Source organism: Myxacorys almedinensis A, from assembly GCF_010091945.1.
Lineage (GTDB): Bacteria > Cyanobacteriota > Cyanobacteriia > Leptolyngbyales > Leptolyngbyaceae > Myxacorys > Myxacorys almedinensis.
Map to the genome: position 1 here is coordinate 199,916 of NZ_WVIE01000002.1, position 19,558 is coordinate 219,473.

Here is a 19,558-nt window from a genome sequence, read left to right on the forward strand (position 1 = left end):
TCAGGTTTTTGGTAGAGTCTCTGGAACCCGCCAATAATAAAGGGTTGATTCTTCGTCAGGCGTATCGAGCTTGATCACCCGATCGGGCAGCCAATCGCCCATGTCAAAATCTAGAGAAAGCAGTTGAGTTCCGGGTTTCAACTGATCCAAGAGGCGGGGGCGAAGCTTAAGGTTGAGGTGAGGTAGTAAGTACAAAACGACGATCGTCGCGGTCTGAAACTCGCTTTCAAATAAATCAGCTTGGTGAAACGACACGCGATCGCAGACCCCCGCTGTTTCACCGTGCGATCGCGCTTCTGCAACCCTCACCGGATCGATATCAATGCCAACCCCGCGCGTTCCATAGCGTTGCGCTGCTGTAATCAAAATCCGACCATCGCCGCTCCCCAAATCGTAAAGGATATCGGAGGCGGTAACGTCAGCCAAACTCAGCATGGCTTCGATCGCCGCATCGGGCGTCGGAATAAACCCAACATCAGGTCTACGGAGCAGCATATTTTATAAGGTTTAGACTGAGCAGATGCAGAACCAGGGTTCAATCTTAGCGTTTCTGGCTACCCCGCTTGAATTGTTCTCGCTCGATCGCCTCAAACAATGCCCGAAAGTTTCCTTCGCCAAATCCCTGAGCGTACTGCATTTGCTGATCGATGCAGTATTGCCGTCGCTCAATCAGTTCAAAAAAGAAGGTAGGCTGCTGGAAAATGGGTTGGGTAAACGTTTGCAACAAAATGGCTTCGGGCATGTCGGCTTGCCAATCGACTAAAACTTGCTGATCTGCGATCGCATCTAACTCATCCGGCGTCAACAAAAAGCCGTCCCGTTGCCGAAGCTGATCGTAATAACACGGCGGAACCTGTAGAAACGAGACACTAGCTTGGCGCAGGGCAGTGGCTCCATCAGCGTTACGCAGGGCGCTCACCACACTGACCAAATTCTCGGTTTGCAGAGCAATGTGCTGCACCCCTGCACCCCGGTTCAAGTCTAAAAATTCCTGAATCTGAGAGCTTTCTGAACTCGGCTCATTAATCGGAAATCGAACTCCTGTTTTGGGATGCTGCATCACTCGGCTACACAAGCCAGAATAATTTGTTTGAATCTCAAACCTTTGCTGAGCTTCAAAGCCTAAAACATCTCGATACCAGCGAACAGCAGCATTAAGATCACCGATCGCAACGTTAAGAACAATATGATCAATTTCACTAAAGTAACCAGAGTTAAAATAGTCAAAGCTAAATGAGTAACACTCCGCATTAGAAATTAGTAAATCGCCTTGAGGAAATACAGAGGTCATTCCCGTGCGTTCGGTCAACGTGTGCTGTAACGTTCCCCAAGCTGCAATGGTTGCCTGCTTACCGCGACCCTGGCTCTGATTAAACTGGCAAATGGGCTGCAAAACTAGTGCGCCCTGAGTCACAGCGCGGTGCATCACTTGCTCTAGATCAGAAACCCGAAAAGCAACGTCTACAACGCCCGGAGGGTGAGCCTGTAAAAACTGATGAACTGGACTATGGGTTGTTCTAGGAGACGACAGCACAAAATGAATAGAACCACTTCTAATCACCTCGTGTTGCGTATTTGTGTCACCTCCTGAGCTAACTGCCCAAAAACCCATGGCTTGAGTGAACCAATCTCGTAATGATCGCGCATCGTCTACATAAAACTGAACGTAGTCAATCTGCATAAAATCTGGTATCGCACAAACACTCTGCCTGTAGATTTTGCCGCGATCGCATCCGTTCGAGGTCAACCCAAAGAAAGAATTCGCAATTCAACTCATGTCAACTCATGTTAGGCTAATGCATCATTTTCCTAAAGCATTGCGCTAACGCTTTGTCCTAAGCGATTCATCGCTATTTAGAAGTTCAGTAATTTCCGATAAAACCATAGAGCCAGAATGTATCGATCTCAATCTGATGATCTGGATCTAACTATCGGTAGATCTTAGCGTTTCCTGCCCTTAGATTTACTGCAAACTCTAATTGAAAAAGGGAGATTTTTGCCTAAAATGCCGCACCATTGCCAGATATATTTGCTGGTCTGTCTTCCTAATCTAGCAGCCAACTTGTGTCTTTTTACACTCTTTCAACCATACTGAACCTGTCACAAAATTAAGGCACATCAGATTAATGTCTGACTACTCTTGACTGGTATAGTGAGGGCTACCTTAGAGTACTCTTGTCGTGATGTGAAGCCGTAGGGGGAATACTGTGGAGTTTCTAGAAACGTCGGCGCAGGCAGAGCATTTGAAAGAGATTGGCAATCGATTGAGCGAAGAACGGCAACATCGATCAGTCTCCTTACAAGAAGTGGCTGCCAAAACCTATATTCCATTGCGCCTACTAAATGCGATCGAGGCAGGACGGATGGACTTGCTACCCGAACCTGTATTTGTCCAAGGATTCATTCGTCGCTATGCCGATCTTTTAGGACTTGATGGCACCTCGATTTCTAAAGAGTTTCCGCTCAACGCTTCGCCCGTCCCGCCGGATGTTCTAAAGACGGTTGCCCCGCCCCCCGTGCCCGAAACCCTCGTCCCAAAGCTGCCCCAGCCAGATGAGACGATCCCAGCATCCTCCCTCAAAGTCGAGCGACCCGATCCGGTCGAGCGCCCCACTTCACCCAAACCTCCAGGGTTTGAATCTGAAGGGTTATCATCTAAGCTGCCGTGGATTGTAGGGGGCATCGCGGGCATCGGTGCGATCGCGCTTTTAGCCTCATTGCTCACCTCCCCCCCAGACGCCAACCAAAATCCTGCGACAAGCATAAAGCCTGTCTCTGGCACAACGGCTCAACCCTCTCCGATATCCCCGCCAGGGTCTGCAAGCGCGCTACAGGAGCAACCGACGGCGGCAAGTCCAACGGCGGCTCCTGCGGCAACGGCTCCGGTATCCGTCAAGCTGAGCCTCACCGATGATAGCTGGGTCGAGATTCAGACAGATGGGGAAATTGTGTTTGAGGGGACGCTGCCAAAAGGCACTCAAAAAACCTGGTCAGGCAACAATCAAGTGGTGGTTAGCGCCGGAAATGCGGGCGCGGTATCGGCGTCTTACAACAATGGTGCTGCCAAAGTATTGGGAACGCTTGGTGATGTTGTAACAACCAATTTTCCGCCAACGGCACCATAAGCTAATTTACGCAGACCCCGTAAGGCTAATCCATAGACTGTCCGTTCCCACGCTTTGCCCTCAGGTCGCTTGCCTTGCGATCGCAACGCTACGATCTAAACTTTTCGCCCTGTAGGTTTCGGCACCATAGTGATCGACGTGCTGAAATACAGCGATCGGAGCGATCACCCGGCAGGTGAAAAACTCGATCGCAACTTTACCATCGGGAAATACCTGCACCTTGGGCGATAAATCTTGAGGTGCTTCGCTGCGCCACTGCCAGGGCACTTGCGGTGGCAGCCCATCAATCAAGCGATGATGCGTCCACTGAGCCGATTTTCCTAACCGACCAAGCTCAGAGAATTCTCGGCGTACCAGCGAGGCAATCACAAACGACATCGGAGAGCCGTCTCCTGCGATCGCATCCATAACATCGGTCAGCGCGCCTTCGGGTTGGGGTGGGTTGTCCCGTCCACCGCAGGTCGAAAGAGCGTTCTGTAAATCAGCCGTCCTACTCAACGCGGTTGGAACTGCCCACATGATGCTCGTTCCGTCGTTGCCCATCCGATACAGATAGATTACCAAGCGCCAATCAGGTTTAAGCCCCAATCCGGGCAGTTTCATCAACACTGTACCAGGATTGCTAGCGCTGATAAACCACTGCCCCTGCTCGTTAGGGATCTGGAGCGTTTCTTCTGGAATACTGCCAAAATGAAACAAATCTCCCAAGCCATCTAGCGATTCGGGTTTGGGCGGTTCTTCTACAGTCTTAGACCACGGCTTCGGATGGTTTTCAGACTCTGACAGGACGATCGCACGTTTGATGTGCTGCCGAATTTTCTGAAGGGCTTCGAGGGAAATTCTTTGAGTAGCCATGGGCAAGGGGCAAGGGACGCTGCACTAGGTTAACGTTCCCCAGATTTTGGGACGGGCTACCTTGAGAACTTCTAGACCCTTCTTCCGGTCTGTCGAGCGGTGCAGGAGGCATCCTCCCCTTCATAATGGAAAGAGAGATCATTACATTGCTTCATCATGCCGAGAGACCTGCGAGGATTTATTAAACAGCTAGAAGAACGGGGACAACTGCGTCGCATCAGTGCCTTGGTCGATCCCGATCTAGAGATCGCTGAAATTGCAAACCGCATGCTGCGGCGGGGTGGTCCGGGCTTGCTGTTTGAAAACGTCAAGGGGTCGCCCTATCCGGTCGCTGTTAATTTGATGGGCACCGTGCAGCGAGTGTGTTTGGCGATGAATATGGAAGCCCCAGACGAACTTGAGGGGTTGGGGAAGAAGTTGGCACTGTTGTATCAGCCGCGCCCGCCGAAAAAGATTTCTCAAGCCATCGAGTTAGGCAAAGTTTTGTTCGATGTGCTGAAAGCGAAACCAAGTAACGATTTCTTTCCTCCTTGCCATCAGATTGTTCTCAAAGATGACGAGATCGATTTAACCACCTTGCCTTTCCTGCGGGTTTATCCTGGCGATGCTGACAAAGTGGTGACGTTGGGGTTGATGATCACCAAAGACCCTGAAACGAAAGTTCCCAATGTTGGCGTCTATCGCTTGCAGTTGCAGTCTAAAAATACGATGACGGTGCAATGGCTGTCGGTGCGGGGGGCAACGCGGCATTTACGAAAAGCCGCAGAGCGAGGAGAAAAACTAGACGTTGCGATCGCGCTGGGTGTCGATCCCCTAGTCATTATGGCAGCAGCAACTCCGCTCCCCATCGACCTTTCAGAATGGCTTTTTGCTGGCATCTACGGCGGTACGGGTGTGCATTTAACCCAGTGCAAAACGTTGGATCTCGAAGTGCCTGCCGATTCGGAAATGGTGTTTGAAGGCACGATTACCCCTGGCGAAACGGGAGTCGATGGTCCGGCAGGCGATCACATGGGCTACTACGGCGGCGCAAACCAGAACGCGCCGTTGATTCGGTTCCATTGCCTCACCCATCGCAAGCATCCGATCTATCTCACCACGTTTAGCGGTCGTCCGCCCAAAGAAGATGCCATGATGGCGATCGCGCTCAACCGGATCTACACCCCCATTCTCAGGCAGCAAGTTCCAGAGATCATCGACTTTTTCTTGCCGATGGAAGCGTTGAGCTACAAAGCCGCCGTAATTTCCATCGACAAAGCCTATCCCGGACAAGCACGCCGCGCTGCTCTCGCGTTTTGGAGCGCTTTGCCGCAGTTTACCTACACCAAATTTGTCATCGTGGTTGACCAAGATATTAATATCCGCGATCCGCGATCCGTGGTGTGGGCGATTACGTCAAAAGTCGATCCTGCACGGGATGTGTTTATTCTGCCAGACAACCCCTTCGATTCCCTAGACTTTGCGACCGAGAAACCCGGTCTGGGCAGCCGCATGGGAATCGATGCGACCACAAAGGTTTATCCAGAAACCGATCGGGTGTGGGGAGAGCCGTTGCGCTCTGATCCTGATATGGCAAGCCTTGTGGATCGCCGGTGGGCAGAATATGGACTTGCAGATCTCAAACTCGGCGAAGTTGATCCTAATTTGTTTGGCTACGACATGAAGTAAGCCCCACCATGCTTCGGCAACGATCGCGCTTTGTAACCCCGCAAACCTATAAAACCCGTAGAACGCTGGCTACCGTCGCAATCGTTGGTAGTGCCTGAATTTCCTCTAGCGCCGTGCGGAAGTTGCCTTCGCGGACATCGTGGGTGACCACCACAATTTCTGCGAAACCATCTCTCATGCCTGCTTGCACCACTGATTCGAGGCTCACATCATGATCCCCAAAGCAAGTGCCCAACTTGCCAATCACGCCCGGATAATCCTTCGTGAGAAAGCGGGCGTAAAAGCGAGTGACCAAATCTGCCATCGGCGCGATCGCGCAGTAGTGCTGATGAGAACACGCCAGCAACGGATCGAGCAACGGTTTGCCGTCTACCTGCTTTGCCTCTCCATGCCCGATCGTCAGCAGCGCTGCAATGTTGAGAATATCTGACACCACAGCACTCGCGGTGGGTCCTGCCCCTGCTCCCCGCCCAAAAAACATCACCTGCCCGATCGGATCGCCTTCGATCAAAATTGCGTTGTAAACATCGTTCACACTGGCAAGGGGATGCGATTTTGGTACCAAGGTTGGATGCACTCTGACTTCAAGCTGGTCGGTTGTCTCAGAGGCTCGTCGGGCGATCGCGAGGAGCTTAATCACAAACCCCAGTTTCTCAGCGTAGGCAATTTCCACAGCGCTAACGTGCCGAATTCCTTCACAGTGCACATCAGGCAGCTTAATCCGCCCCCCAAACGACAAAGCCGCCAAAATTGCGATCTTGTCGGCAGCATCTAAACCATCAATATCTGCGGTTGGATCAGCTTCGGCATATCCCAACGTCTGGGCATCTGCCAAAATGTCAGCAAAATCGCCGCCTTCAAGCTGCATCCGCGTCAAAATATAGTTCGTTGTGCCATTGATGATGCCGATAACCGTATTAAGACGGTTGGCACAAAGAGACTGTTTCAACGGCTCAATCACCGGAATTCCGCCCCCTACCGCCGCTTCGAGTAAAACATAGACGCCCGCTTCGGCGGCTGCGGTGAAAATTTCATCACCAAATCGTGCGATCGCGGCTTTGTTTGCCGTCACGACATGTTTACCATGCTCAATTGCCTTGAGCATCAGCGATCGCGCAGGCTCCAACCCGCCGATCACTTCCACCACAATATCAATGTCTGGATCCGTAACAATCGACTCTAAATCAGTGGTGAGGCTGTCGGTTGGAACCGTGATGCTGCGGGATTTATCTAGCGATCTCACTCCAACTTTGTGAATCACCACATCTTGCAGCAACGGATGACGCTGCGCCGGGTTCTGCAAAATCTCGACCGTTCCGACGCCAACCGTCCCCAATCCCAGTAAACCGACCTTAAACGCCACGGCTTTTCCCCATCACGACTGCTCTTCAATTCTATGGGACTTTCCGCCCCCTCAACGAATCCTCTAGAGCCTGATCGGGAAACCCCGTCAATAAAAAAGCGACTTGCCTTCGCAACCCGCTCAAACCAAACTTACAGAACTTACCACTTAATCTTGAAGATCAGCACGATCGCCGCCCTTATCTTCGTAATACATGGGCGGCTCAACTGCAAAATTATTGATCTGCCCTGATTCCGTGATGACGTAACCATCTGTTGTTTTTAGATCAGTACCTTCCTCCTGCTGAGCAGCGGCTTTAAGCTGCTCTTTGTTGCGCTCAACGTTTACGCCAGAAGGGATGCGCTCATCGGGCGGATTGACGTCAGTAGGTTGGGCAGTCTGCACAGCCCATTGGTCGCCTGCGGCTCCTTTTCCAGGCTGCGCGGCTCTGGGATCAGATGACTCACTCATGGTATTTTTTTGACAAGGATAGCGATTTCATGTCCATAACACTAGCGTGGCATCCCTACTCTACGATTCCTTCATCGGGTATAGGATCACTTATCAAAAGGCAGAATCAGCAGGCAAAAAATCGTTGAATACCGCAAAACCCACGGTCTCAAACCCTACCGTCTCAAACCCTACCGTGCCGATGTCGCGATCGCACCTTTTTCTCTGTGCATGGTCGATCAGCTTTTTGGCAATTGGCTTTTTGTCGCTGTGGGTTCCTCCCGTAGCCGCCCAGCCTGAACCGGCTCAAGTTTCGGTCAGTGCTCCTAATGCAACAACGCTCAACCCACAAACGGTGCTCCAAGAGTTAGCGCAACGCAACGTTGTGTATTTAGGTGAAACCCATGATAGCGAAGTAGATCATCGCGCTCAGCTAGCCATCATTCAAGCGCTGTACAACCTGAGATCCAACTTTCCGACCTCTGTAAAAAAACCAACTGCGATCGCGCTAGAAATGTTTCAACGTCCCTATCAGTCAGTTCTCGATCGCTACCTTGCTGGAACCATCAGCGAATCAACGCTTCAGCAATTGAGCGAGTATGAGAAACGATGGGGCTACCCTTGGGAGTATTACGCCCCAATTTTGCGATTTTCCAAACAAAATTTTCTGCTTCTGATTGCGCTCAATACACCCTCAGAAGTGACTCGAAAAGTAGCCCGATCGGGGCTTCAAAGTCTGACCTTCTCCGATCGACGATTCATCCCGCCGCTCTCTGCAATTCGGACAGAACCGGACTCCTACCGTGAGCGAATCCGGCAAATTTATGCAGAAATTCATCAGGGCAAAAGTAACAGCCGTCAGTTTGAGACATTTTTTCAAGCGCAGGTGCTGTGGGACGAAACCATGGCAGAGCGCATCAGCCAGTTTCTAAGCGCAAATCCTAACACCCAAGTGATCGTTCTGGTTGGGCAGGGGCATCTCCTCTATGGGGATGGCATTCCCAATCGAGTAGCGCGGCGGCAGAACAAGAAGGTGACCCAATCCGTCGTTCTGATCAATCCGCCAAAAGAGATTCAAGCTGAAACCGATCGACCTGCTGCTGATTATTTCTGGAATCAATCATCCTGACTTTTGAGGAAGCAAGTAAATTGCTCCTGAAACCCAAGTGAGCGCAACAGAAATCCAAAAGGCGACCAGGCTAAAGAACTGCCAAGACTGAGAGAGCGGAGCAATCAGTAGGGCGATCGCAACAATTTGACTCACAGTCTTGAGCTTGCCCCACCCATTTGCCCCTTGCACCGATCGCTGGAGGTTGGAATCAACTCGCCAGCCTGCGATCGTTAATTCTCGCGCCAAAATCAAAAACGCCCCCCACGCCGGGATCTGTCCTAGCTCTACCAAAGCCACAAGTGGCGCTAACACCAACAGTTTGTCCACCAACGGATCAAGGAACTTCCCTAAATCGGTCACTTGGTCAAGCGTTCGGGCAAGGTAGCCATCTAGCCAGTCTGTCCCGGCTGCCAACAAAAACACAGCAACCATACTCCAGCGAGCTTCTACGCTTGGAGCCTGTAGACCGTACAGCAAAATCGGAACACCAAGGAGACGAGATACTGTAATCCAAGTGGGCAGGTTCATGGCATTCGCGCAAACAGCATCCTCCAGCATAAAAAAAATTGGGACAATCCACCCGGACGATCCCAATTCTAGAAAGCTCAAGGAGCACCCCAAACATCAGAAAAACTTTATTTAGCAGGCACCATGCTTCTTTAAAACAACCTGAACCGTTTTAAAAATCAACTGCAAGTCATATCCAATAGACCATTTGCGCTGATAGTCTAAATCCATCTCAACAATATCTTCAAAATTAGAGATAGTAGAACGCCCGTTCGTTTGCCACTCGCCGGTAATTCCCGGTTTAACCTTCAAGCGCCGCCAGTGCCGAGCAGTGTATTGATTGACCTCATCCACTGTTGGGGGACGAGTCCCCACTAGGCTCATGTCTCCCTGCAAAACATTCCAAAATTGCGGTAGCTCATCTAGACTAGTGCGCCGCAAAAACTTGCCAACGCGAGTGATTCGCGGGTCATCTTTGCTCTTGAAAATATTGCCCTTCGCTTCATTCTTGACGGTATGCTGCAACTGCTCAGCATTGGTAATCATCGAGCGAAACTTCCAGATGCGGAAGGGCTTGCCATCAAAGCCGCAGCGGGTTTGGCTATAGAACACCGAACCGGGATTATCGAGTTGAATCGCGATCGCAATAGGTACGACTACGATCGCGGTGATCGCTAGCCCAACCAAAGCACCTGTAACATCCATCAGGCGCTTTAACTTACTATAAACAGCAGGATGAGGGGCTTCATCAACAATAAAAATTTTTGGACGAACTAGGTCTGCGTCCTGGGCACGTTCGCGCAAGGTAGGAGGATAGAAGGATGGGGTAGTAATCACAGAATTAGGCTGCTCTATTCAATCTTGATCTCATCCGCTAATATATGCGCCTCCAGCGGTTCTGCGTTACGAGAACGGGCTTCGTTTGCCTAATCTTCTAAGTGTCTCTGGGTTATATAAAGTTCAGGTATTTTGTTGAGGAGGGTGACGATTTCTGGCGTGCTTTGTATAGACGGTGTGTTCCCTACGGCTTGTCTGACTCAAACAGATCATCGTCTTCAAACAAATCGTTGTCTTCGACAAACAGATCATCGTCTTCGACAAACAAATCGTCGCCTAACCCTTCCAAAGAGAAGATAGACTGAGCCTCTTTTGGGATAGACGGGGTTGGTGCCGGTAGCGGGGATGCTGCTGGTGAGAGAGGAGGCGAGGAGGATAAGCGGTCTGTAGATTGAGATGGGCGATGCTCTAGAGGGGTAATGTGGGCTGGAGTTGTGCCCAAAGTTTGCTCTGGTGGGGTCACAGAATAGACCACCGGTGTATCGTTGGGCTGACGGTGAAAAGAGGCTGGGCTGACAGTCACCTGATCGATTAGCTCGGTCAAAGTGTGAATCGAGTTTGAAGAACTAGGAGACACGCGCCCGAATGCTGCCTCAGGGGGAAGTTCGGTTCCGGCATAGGGCAAGGCAATGCTGCGTTCTCTAGCAGGCGGTTTTGGTGAAGCTGGCTCTGGTTCTCTGTGCAATACTGCTGGGGCATCGTTGCCTTCTAGAGAAGAGCTAGCCTCTGCCAGGGAATGCAGATCCTCCGAATCGGGAAACTCGCCCGGACGTAAGTATGAGGAGGCATCCCGTCCTAATTGCTCAGCTAGACGCCCTACCAGCCCTGAAAACATAACTTCGCTCTGCCGACCCAGGGTGTGTAGATTGTCAAGACCCTGAGATAAGGAATCTTGATAAGCTTGCATATCGCGTTGCAGCGCATCGAATACAACGCGCAAGGTGGTGTCTAAACTGGTGAGCACTTGATCCGCCCGATCGTGAACCAAGCCCAACTGCTCGATTGTCTCTGTCGCCGCAGGCGCGGTTTGCGTCCGGGTTTGTGCTTCGAGAACCTCATTTCGCTGCGTTTCAAGCTGCCGAATTTCGCGAAGTAATGCCGTGCGTTGCTGCATTAAAGCAGACACCTCGTTATGCAGGGGTCGCAGCACGCCTAATCGCATTTCTTGCATTTCCTGTACAACAGACTGCATGACATCTTGGGCGTTTTCGCTGGAGACCAGTGCTGGTGGCAGATTTAGGGTGGGAATCGGTTTGATCAGCGATTGATGCAGAAAATGGCGTACCCGTTTCAATACTTGCCGCAGTTGTTCGGTATGAGACCCCGTTCCCCACGCAAACTTTGGGCTAGGTTGTTGGAGGACGCGATCGACATCTCGAATGAGCGCTTGAATTTGGTCTTTCTGAGCAGTCACAACAAAAATCCTTGCTAAAAAAGTTGACAAAACCCGATGGGGTAGAGGTCTTTGACCCACGAAATCGTTTAGTTATGAACGATTTGTTTATACGTAGAATAGGATGACACTGTTGCCTAACTGAGAAGTCTTTCTCTCTCAACTTCACCCAGGATCTTAACCCAGGATGATAGGTACCCCGCTCTTGAAAAACGGAGATTAGATTGTTTCTAGGATACAGAGTCTTTCCCCGAACGAGGTCGATCGCGACTAAATTGCCGACATAGAGAAACGTGTCATTACGTAAACCCTAGCCCTCAAAATCGTACTCGATTCTAAAGACCGTCTAAAATGGCACCAATAGAATGCAAGGAAGTTGGTGTCGCGTTGCGGTTTTCCTAGATTCAGGGAATGCTGAGAGTACATCGGTAGTTTTTAGAAAGTCGGTTAACGCCCGATAGAACACCTACTCCTTTGAAATGACTACATCGTTTCAGAACCCCGTCCCAATGGAAGATTGGCATAACCTCCGTGATCCTAGTGTCAGTGCATCGATTCGTACGGCTCCCTTTTTTGAGGGGTTGCCTGATGCCGTAGTGGAACGCGCGATCGCACATGTTGTGTTGAGATCGCACCCTGCAAACCAGGTCATTTTGCTGGAAAACGATTGGGGCACTTCGGTTTATTTCATTCTCAACGGGTGGGTGAAAATTCGGACGTATAACCTAGACGGGAAAGAAGTTACGCTGAATATTTTGGGGAAAGGAGAATTATTTGGAGAGATGGCCCCCTTAGACGAAGTACCCCGCTCGACCGACGTGATCACGCTGGCTCCTACTGTGATCGGCAATATGCCGGCTCAAGATTTTGTGCAACTTCTCAACACAGAACCCCAGTCTGGAATTCGGCTCTCTCAGCTAATGGCGCGACGACTTCGACAGGTTAACCGGCGATTGCGACTGCGGGAGTCGGATAGTACATCACGAGTGGCTGACATTCTACTGTTTTTAGCCGAGGGTCAAGGCAAGCGCAGCGAAAAGGGCACAGAGATCCCCAATTTGCCCCATCGCGAACTGAGTAGCCTCAGCGGACTGGCGCGAGAAACGGTCACTCGGGTGCTCAGCAAACTCGAAAAGAAAGGCTTGATTGTGCGCGATCGCGAGGTGCTTTGCATTCCCGATGCTCACGCGCTAGAGCGGATGATGATTTAACCGATGATTTTAACCATGGTGCGATCGCGCCAACCCTTGCCCTGGCCGGTTTTAGAGCAATGGCTGCGTCGAAAGGCATGTCTCTAGATCAAGCTGAGCCAGCTTTTCATAGGCATTGTCGATCTTAGATTGTCCTCTCAAAAAGCCAATGCTTGCGCCTGGGCAGATGAAACGCAGTGTGTCTGGGGTAAATTGGTCGAGCAGCGATCGCACCTGGCGAATTTGCCGTTTCCAGTGAAACGTTTTTGCCGTTCTGAGCGCTACAGGCTTGCCTTGGCGATCGGGCAACAGATGCCGCCCAGAAAACAGCACACCGCCGCATGTGCCCAGATACAAACAAGACGAGCCGGGAGAGTGCCCCGCAGTCCAGATGGCACGAGTATGAGAGTTTAGCGAAAACTCGTGCTGGAAGGAGGTTAGCGATCGCCCTGGCAGCAGGTAAGCTTCTTGTTCTTGAATCAAAATGTCGCACTTGAAGGCGTCTTGAATCTTGCCGACTTTGCCGATCCCACCCCGATGGGTCAGAAAGAGCGATCGCACTCCGCCTTGGGTCTGCAAAAACTGCTGATTTGGCTCATCCCACGCCGGACAATCGATCAGAATATTTCCTGCTTTTTCTACAATGAGATAAGCGGTTCCTCCTAGCGTGTCCCGATTGGGAGGAAACGCAAAAATAGGGTGAGAGCACGATTCGCCTCGCGAAGTTCCAAAGGATTGCTCGAATTCATCTAAAACAAGACGGGGTTGCTTGGGCAGTGGAGGGGAAGAGGACACAGCAGGAACAGGTAAAGGATTGCAGAACGGTCTTCTCAAGGAGCCGATCAAGCCTTGATTGTGCCAGATTATTTCCCGTAGTAGCAGATTGGCTAGCAGATGAAATGGATAAAAGGTGGGTGACAACAGTGCTTCTAGGATCATCGTAGCGAATTGCCTGACGCAGGAGAAGGAGTGGCGACGTCTTCGATCTGGTTTGCGATCGCGGCAAAAAAGATTTGTCAATCAAGTAAAATAATTGGTTTTGATCTGCAAACCTTGCAGCGTCAACGGGTAGCCAACCTGTTGAATGCTATGGTTTAGGATCTTTGCAGGGGTTGCAACGTTTCTTCAAAGCCTCATGTTGAGCCAATCCATTGCATCATAAGGGCATGATCTGGTTACTTCTCCTTGGGTTGATTACCTACTTTATTGTGAAACGGGCAAGTGGCGTGACTCGCACCCCCGTTTGGCTACTGTGGCTTGTAGCAATGATGCCTGCGTTCGTTTTGTCGGGGTGGGCGATCGCGTTTCGGGGTCAACGGGCGCTCCCTCCAACCCTCGTCATTCTATTATTTGTCGGATGCTTGATGGTGTACTTGCTGCTGATTGAGCGAGGACGAATCGCGCCAAAACCCGCGAAGACACCGCAAAATAACGCTGCCCTCGATCCGGCAAGCCCCCCGCCCCCCAGCATTCCTGAAGCTATCCCAGAACTTCATGATGAGCAACCGCTGCGACCCATCACCCAAGAAGAAGAAAACCGCTTACAAACGTGTTTTTTGTGGTCGGTGTATTATTTGCAGCACATTGAGTATCGTCCTCAAGCGGTGATCTGCCGAGGGAAACTCCGGACAACGCCAGAAATTGCTTACCAAACCGTTCGAGATAATATTGAGGTTCAGTTTCGCGATCGCTTCTACGTAGTGTTTCAAGAAGGTCATCGCACCGATCCGTTTTTTGCTTTAGTTCCCAATCCCTATGCTAAAGAGCAAGACCCCCTGCTGAGGCAACCTTCGTCTCGCAAAGACAGAAAGCTGGTGCGTCCGGGGGTGGCTTCTGCCTTGGCAGGGATCACGCTGATCACGACGACATTAGCAGGACTACAAATGGCGGGTCGAGTCATCTCTAACCCACTGGTTCTGATTGACGGGCTGCCCTATGCCTTGCTTGTCATGACGTTTTTTGCCCTGAGAGGAATCGGGCATTTCCTGACCACGCGAAAGTATCAGATTGCAGCAACCCTGCCCTATTTTATTCCTGTAATTCCCCTGTCATTTTTTCCGTTGGGCACGGTTGGGGCGTTTATTCAGATCCGGTCGCCGATTCCCGATCGCAAGGCACTGTTTGACGTTGGGGCGGTGGGCGCAATGCTGGGGCTATGTATCAGCATTCCGCTTTTAGCCTGGGGGCTGACGCTATCGGAAGTTGTAGGACTCTCGCAGCGCGCCGGAATTTTTGATTTTTATGCCCTAAATCCTCGATTCTCGATCGTGTTTGCGCTCTTTAGTAAGCTTGTGTTTGGCAGCGACTTTGTCGCGCAGACGGCAATCAAGCCTCATGCGTTTGCGATCGCGGGCTGGATCGGGCTTTTGTTTACCGCGTTCAATTTGATGCCCGTCGGGCAGCTAGACGGAGGGCGGATGATTCATGCCATGTTTGGGCAGCGTCGAGGAGCGTTGATTGGTCAGATTTCCCGATTTTTGCTGCTCGCATTCTCAGTGGTGCAGCCTCATCTGTTGGTGTGGGCGATTTTGCTGCTGTTGTTGCCCGCAATGGATGAACCTGCATTAAATGATGTGACTGAAATTGATAATTTTCGCGATGGTGTTGGGCTAGCCTTGTTGACGCTGCTGGTGTTGATTATTCTACCTGCACCCAAGTTTTTGATGAGTTGGTTGCATATTTAGCTGAGATGATGGGGCATGACTGAAAAAACGGACTTAGCGCCAGATCTTTACACCCGTTGTTTATCACTGTTGGTGTATCGAGAGGTGCTGCACGATGAGGTGGGGCAGGCGTTTTTAGCGCTACTGCAAGCGGCGTCAGGGCACGACCTTCACGACCAACTGCAAGCCTATGGCAGGTGGTTTAGCGCGATCGCACAGACGCATCAAGGCTGGCAAGACTATGTGCTGGAGCGCCTCTTGACAGTGGAAAACAGCATCACTCGCAGCCTTCAGACGATCACCCCCGACGGGTTACCCCCTGCCCTGGTAGATGCGATCGCCCATGATTTGCAGATTTTGCAACAGATTTATCGCTGCACCTCTCAACAGATGGGTCAATGGATCAGCCCTCCGATGCCGATTTGGGCGGATCAGTTACCAACCCCTCCTACCACTCCTAGACAAGCGGAAATGTTGCGACTGGGCGCTTATTTAGCGACGCTCCCTGACTGGGCGACTGCTATTCCAAAATTGGCAGCGTTTTATCAAACCTTTGGAACTGGCATGATTGCACAGTACTTAGCGTTCCGGTGGCAAACGGGTCACTTAGTTGCGATCGCGCATCCCGATCCGATTCGGGTTGATGCGCTCGTGGGGTATGAAACTCAGCGAGATACCCTGATCAAGAACACAGAATTTTTACTAGCAGGATTGCCAGCACTGCATATTTTGTTGTATGGCAGCCGTGGATCAGGAAAATCATCATTGGTAAAATCGTTGCTGCGGCTGCATCCTAACCTCCGTCTCATTGAAGTTGGAAAATCTGAACTGACGGATCTCTCTACGATCGTCGAACAGCTACGGGATCTGCCTCAAAAGTTTATTATTTTTGTTGACGACTTATCATTTGAAGAAGACAACGACGCCTACAAAGCGCTTAAAGTTGTGCTAGAAGGCAATCTCACCGCTCGCCCTGACAATGTTGTGGTCTACGCCACCTCAAATCGCCGTCACCTGATTCGAGAATTTTTTGATGAGCGTCCCCGTCCGAGCGACGCCGATGAAATTCATCATTGGGATACCGTTCAAGAGAAATTGTCGTTTAGCGATCGCTTCGGCTTGACCCTCACGTTTGAACCCGCCGACCAACAAACCTATCTCACCATCGTTCATCATCTTGCCCAGCAGGCTAACCTTTCCCTTAAAGCAGAAGAGTTAGAATTTCAAGCGTTGCAGTGGGCAACTCGGCACAACGGGCGCTCTGGAAGAACGGCACGGCAGTTTATTGATTTTCTCAAAGCAGACCTAGCGCTCTCTTAACCCAATGCCTTTTACCTACGATCGCACGATCCGATTTCACGAGACCGATGCTGCGGGTGTCGTTTACTTTACCAACGTTCTGGTGATTTGCCACGAAGCCTATGAAGCGTCTTTAATCGCGTCTGGAGTCAACGCTGGAACGTTTTTTAGGAGCGGCGATGCGGCGATGCCCATTGTTCATGCCAGTGTCGAGTTTTTCAAGCCGATGTATTGCGGCGATCGCGTCTCTATCCAACTTCTATCTAAACAAGTCAACGACAGCACTTTTGAGATTTGCTATGAAATTTTGGGCAACGCTTCAGACCGGGCACCGCAAACTCTTGAGTCTGATAACACTGCCCGTTTGGTTGGCAAAGCGCTCACACGGCATGTCTGCATCGCTCCTCAAACCCAAACGCGAACCATGCTTTCATCACAGTTGATCAACTGGTTGCGGCAAACAGGGTCTACTCTCTAGCCTTGCTGATGAGGGTGATGCATTATCCGCCATTTTTGATGCCATGACTATTCAGCCAATCGGTGATCCAACAGTTCGCCGTGGGTTGATAGAAATGTGGCGACTTCTTGGCGAGTTGGCAACGATGGTTGTGCCCCTGCTTTAGTGACGGATAAGGCGGCTACTGCCGAAGCGAAGGTGATGGCTTTTTGCAGCGACAAATTGGCGGTCAATCCTGCGGCTAACCCCCCGTTAAAGGCATCTCCAGCGGCAACAGTATCAATTGCTTTAACTGGAAAACTAGGAATTGAAAGCGCTCCGTTTTCTGTTGAATATAGCACTCCTAATCTACCTAATTTTATAATCACTGTTGCGATGCCGTTTTGATGAATGAGTGTTGCCGCTCGTGCTGCACTTTTATGATCTTCTACTGAAAATCCGGCGAGTTGGCTTGCCTCCACTTGGTTGGGAGTAATGATATCAATCCATGAATAAAGTTCTGTTGGCAAACTCAACTGGGCTGGAGCCGGATCGAGAATTACCGTTACCCCCGCTTGCTTTGCTGCTTGTGCTGCGCGGATCACCGCTTCTATCGGAACTTCAAGTTGCAACAGCAAAACCTTGGCGTGTGGCAACACTGCCTGCAATCGTTCGAGATCTGCCGCTCCGACTTGCCCATTTGCACCGGGAATCACAATAATGTGATTTTCCCCTGCGTCATCCACTACGATCGCAGCAACTCCAGAATGAATCGATTGATCCACCCAGACGCGATCGCACGTCACTCGATTTGCCCTCAACTCAGCCAACAAATCTTGTCCAAACCGATCGTTTCCCACTCGCCCGACCAGTTCAGTCGCGATGCCTAACCGAGCCATAGCGACAGCTTGATTTGCCCCCTTTCCTCCGGGTATCATCTCAAACGATTGCCCTGTCAAGGTTTCGCCAAGAGCAGGCAGGCGAGGAACCCGGGTGACAAGATCCATATTGATACTGCCAAACACGATCGCACTCATTATCAGCCAACCTTACTTAGCAACATCTCAAGGTTGTAAGCAACATTGACAAAACCGTTGCTTACACAATGATTACTAAAAACGTACCATTATTCATGAATTTGTTAATGAATTTATTCAAGACTCACGCAATGATTTCTTGTTAGCACCAGATTTGCTGCCAACAGTTAAGCTCTGTAGACGTTCGTAACATATTAATAGGGTATCAATAGAAATGGTATCTCTTTGTTGTAGTTGCGATCGCAAACTTATTACTATAACCAACTTATGAATAGTCAGCTAAACGTTCCTAAAATTATTGTTGATACCGACCCCGGAGGCGATGATTCTTTTGCGCTTTTGTGGTTGCAAAGTTTAGCTAAACAAGGATTAGCTGATATTGTCGCCGTGACGGCTGCTGCTGGTAACGTTAGCGCTAAACGCACCTTTCAAGGGGCAAGTCGGCTTTTACAATTAGGTGGCTTTGATGCTGTAGAAGTTGGACGAGGAGTGTGCCGAGAACTGGAAGGCATCGGCGATGCCGCCTATATTCATGGCTTAGATGGCATGGGAAATCTGTGTCAAACGCTGCCCGCTTCGCCCCGATCGTTTGACACAGCGCGATCGTCAGACGATATATTGATCGAAAAGCTGCAAGCGATGCCCGGAGAAATTACCCTAGTTGCGATCGCGCCCCTCACCAATCTTGCATCGGCTGAGAAAAAGTCGCCCGGAATTCTCAAACGTGCGAAAGAAATCGTGATCATGGGCGGTGCGTTTCATACCCCTGGCAACGTAACCTCAGAATCAGAATTCAATATCGCTTTCGATCCAGAAGCCGCCCAGACCGTATTTGCTAGCCGAAATGATCTGATCATCATTCCGCTTGATGTGACTCATCAATTAATTTTTACCCCAACCATGGCAGCGCAACTTCATCGCCCACAAACCAAACGACCTTTCACTCCCCGTCAATCCCAACTCGCGCAATTTATCACGACGCTGTGCGATTTTATGACGCAAACTGCCTTGGCTTACCGAGAAACACAAGGACTCCCAGGCTTTTTAGTGCATGATGCTGCAACCCTCGCCTATGTGTTCTATCCAGAAACACTCGCGTTTTGCCGTGCCCGCGTCAACGTTGAGACTCAAGGAATATGGACACGCGGCAAGACCCTGATCGATTCTCGTCATCGTGCCAAATCTTCAGCCAATGCTTGGGTTGCTTCCACCGTAGAGTGCGCTTCTGTTTTGGCTATCATGCTTGAAGACTTGAAACATTTGGTGCAAACGATTGAGTGAAAATGTGAGTAACAACAATCGAATGAAAGCTATAACAGGTAAGCCCTGTTAGCAGCAGATTTGAGAACTGATAGGACAAATTAAACGCAAATTAAACACATTAACAGGTGATGTTGAACACTAGCGATTCCTCCCAAAGCCTTATCGAAGGCGTTTGATAAATCTGCTGCCAACGAGAAACCGTTGTGTAAGCCCTGCTCAGCTTTCCTACCTTGCAAAAGCACTGCTACGCAAATCTCTCTTACTATCTCCCTTATATCTAGAGTCTGATTATTCTTCATTTTCGCCCGCGCCAAGGTCAACCATCAGAAAGATGAATTGTAGATGCCCGTACGCGAACCTTGTGTAGGATGCAACCTTATAT

19 protein-coding genes are annotated in these 19,558 nt (G+C 50.4%); 9 read left to right on the forward strand and 10 right to left on the reverse strand.

What is annotated here, in order from left to right; all coding sequences use genetic code 11:
* Positions 1 to 495 carry an SAM-dependent methyltransferase gene (locus GS601_RS02465; protein ID WP_162421669.1) on the reverse strand — a complete coding sequence of 165 codons (495 nt, stop codon included), beginning with the start codon at positions 493 to 495 and terminating at the stop codon, positions 1 to 3.
* Positions 496 to 541: 46 nt separating this feature from the next.
* Positions 542 to 1,681 (reverse strand): 4-hydroxyphenylpyruvate dioxygenase, encoded by a 1,140-nt coding sequence (gene hppD / locus GS601_RS02470; protein ID WP_162421670.1) that lies wholly within the window; start codon positions 1,679 to 1,681, stop codon positions 542 to 544.
* A 526-nt stretch (positions 1,682 to 2,207) separates the two neighbouring features.
* Here hppD and GS601_RS02475 point away from each other — a divergent pair.
* Positions 2,208 to 3,125 carry a helix-turn-helix domain-containing protein gene (locus GS601_RS02475; RefSeq protein WP_162421671.1) on the forward strand — a complete coding sequence of 306 codons (918 nt, stop codon included), beginning with the start codon at positions 2,208 to 2,210 and terminating at the stop codon, positions 3,123 to 3,125.
* Positions 3,126 to 3,185: 60 nt separating this feature from the next.
* On the opposite strand, the gene GS601_RS02480 is transcribed toward GS601_RS02475, so the two are convergent.
* Positions 3,186 to 3,980: a hypothetical protein gene (locus tag GS601_RS02480; protein ID WP_162421672.1), complete on the reverse strand. Its 795-nt coding sequence runs from the start codon at positions 3,978 to 3,980 to the stop codon at positions 3,186 to 3,188.
* A 156-nt stretch (positions 3,981 to 4,136) separates the two neighbouring features.
* Here GS601_RS02480 and GS601_RS02485 point away from each other — a divergent pair, with 156 nt between their 5' ends.
* Positions 4,137 to 5,648, forward strand: coding sequence for a UbiD family decarboxylase (locus GS601_RS02485; protein WP_162421673.1), 1,512 nt, complete (start codon positions 4,137 to 4,139; stop codon positions 5,646 to 5,648).
* A gap of 46 nt (positions 5,649 to 5,694) precedes the next feature.
* Here the strand turns inward: GS601_RS02485 and GS601_RS02490 are convergent, their stop codons facing one another.
* Positions 5,695 to 7,011, reverse strand: a complete 1,317-nt coding sequence (locus GS601_RS02490; RefSeq protein ID WP_162421674.1) for a homoserine dehydrogenase — start codon at positions 7,009 to 7,011, stop codon at positions 5,695 to 5,697.
* Between the two features lie 147 nt (positions 7,012 to 7,158).
* Positions 7,159 to 7,461, reverse strand: a complete 303-nt coding sequence (locus GS601_RS02495) for a hypothetical protein (protein ID WP_162421675.1) — start codon at positions 7,459 to 7,461, stop codon at positions 7,159 to 7,161.
* Between the two features lie 46 nt (positions 7,462 to 7,507).
* Here GS601_RS02495 and GS601_RS02500 point away from each other — a divergent pair, with 46 nt between their 5' ends.
* Positions 7,508 to 8,569: a ChaN family lipoprotein gene (locus GS601_RS02500; protein WP_338016941.1), complete on the forward strand. Its 1,062-nt coding sequence runs from the start codon at positions 7,508 to 7,510 to the stop codon at positions 8,567 to 8,569.
* Here the strand turns inward: GS601_RS02500 and pgsA are convergent.
* From pgsA to GS601_RS02515, 3 genes are all read right to left on the reverse strand, one after another.
* Positions 8,561 to 9,109: a CDP-diacylglycerol--glycerol-3-phosphate 3-phosphatidyltransferase gene (gene pgsA, locus GS601_RS02505; protein ID WP_338016942.1), complete on the reverse strand. Its 549-nt coding sequence runs from the start codon at positions 9,107 to 9,109 to the stop codon at positions 8,561 to 8,563. The genes GS601_RS02500 and pgsA overlap by 9 nt on opposite strands.
* An 81-nt stretch (positions 9,110 to 9,190) precedes the next feature.
* Positions 9,191 to 9,895 carry a sugar transferase gene (locus tag GS601_RS02510; RefSeq protein WP_338016943.1) on the reverse strand — a complete coding sequence of 235 codons (705 nt, stop codon included), beginning with the start codon at positions 9,893 to 9,895 and terminating at the stop codon, positions 9,191 to 9,193.
* A gap of 184 nt (positions 9,896 to 10,079) precedes the next feature.
* Positions 10,080 to 11,309, reverse strand: coding sequence for a hypothetical protein (locus GS601_RS02515; protein WP_162421676.1), 1,230 nt, complete (start codon positions 11,307 to 11,309; stop codon positions 10,080 to 10,082).
* A 458-nt stretch (positions 11,310 to 11,767) separates the two neighbouring features.
* Between GS601_RS02515 and GS601_RS02520 the strand changes: the two genes are divergently transcribed.
* Positions 11,768 to 12,499 (forward strand): Crp/Fnr family transcriptional regulator, encoded by a 732-nt coding sequence (locus GS601_RS02520; protein WP_338016944.1) that lies wholly within the window; start codon positions 11,768 to 11,770, stop codon positions 12,497 to 12,499.
* Positions 12,500 to 12,550: 51 nt separating this feature from the next.
* Here the strand turns inward: GS601_RS02520 and GS601_RS02525 are convergent, their stop codons facing one another.
* Positions 12,551 to 13,273 carry an MBL fold metallo-hydrolase gene (locus tag GS601_RS02525; RefSeq protein WP_338016945.1) on the reverse strand — a complete coding sequence of 241 codons (723 nt, stop codon included), beginning with the start codon at positions 13,271 to 13,273 and terminating at the stop codon, positions 12,551 to 12,553.
* A gap of 174 nt (positions 13,274 to 13,447) precedes the next feature.
* Between GS601_RS02525 and GS601_RS23490 the strand changes: the two genes are divergently transcribed.
* The 4 genes from GS601_RS23490 (at position 13,448) to GS601_RS02540 (ending at position 16,918) form a co-directional block, all read left to right on the forward strand.
* Positions 13,448 to 13,576 carry a hypothetical protein gene (locus GS601_RS23490; RefSeq protein WP_274381923.1) on the forward strand — a complete coding sequence of 43 codons (129 nt, stop codon included), beginning with the start codon at positions 13,448 to 13,450 and terminating at the stop codon, positions 13,574 to 13,576.
* Between the two features lie 68 nt (positions 13,577 to 13,644).
* Positions 13,645 to 15,162, forward strand: a complete 1,518-nt coding sequence (locus GS601_RS02530) for a site-2 protease family protein (protein WP_162421677.1) — start codon at positions 13,645 to 13,647, stop codon at positions 15,160 to 15,162.
* A 15-nt stretch (positions 15,163 to 15,177) separates the two neighbouring features.
* Positions 15,178 to 16,461, forward strand: coding sequence for an ATP-binding protein (locus GS601_RS02535; protein ID WP_162421678.1), 1,284 nt, complete (start codon positions 15,178 to 15,180; stop codon positions 16,459 to 16,461).
* Between the two features lie 4 nt (positions 16,462 to 16,465).
* On the forward strand, positions 16,466 to 16,918 hold the full coding sequence (locus tag GS601_RS02540; RefSeq protein ID WP_162421679.1) for an acyl-CoA thioesterase: 453 nt from the start codon (positions 16,466 to 16,468) through the stop codon (positions 16,916 to 16,918).
* Positions 16,919 to 16,965: 47 nt separating this feature from the next.
* Here GS601_RS02540 and rbsK read toward each other — a convergent pair whose 3' ends face one another.
* Positions 16,966 to 17,913 carry a ribokinase gene (rbsK, locus tag GS601_RS02545; RefSeq protein ID WP_162421680.1) on the reverse strand — a complete coding sequence of 316 codons (948 nt, stop codon included), beginning with the start codon at positions 17,911 to 17,913 and terminating at the stop codon, positions 16,966 to 16,968.
* Between the two features lie 267 nt (positions 17,914 to 18,180).
* Here rbsK and GS601_RS02550 point away from each other — a divergent pair, with 267 nt between their 5' ends.
* On the forward strand, positions 18,181 to 19,194 hold the full coding sequence (locus GS601_RS02550) for a nucleoside hydrolase (protein WP_162421681.1): 1,014 nt from the start codon (positions 18,181 to 18,183) through the stop codon (positions 19,192 to 19,194).
* Positions 19,195 to 19,558: the final 364 nt, after the last annotated feature.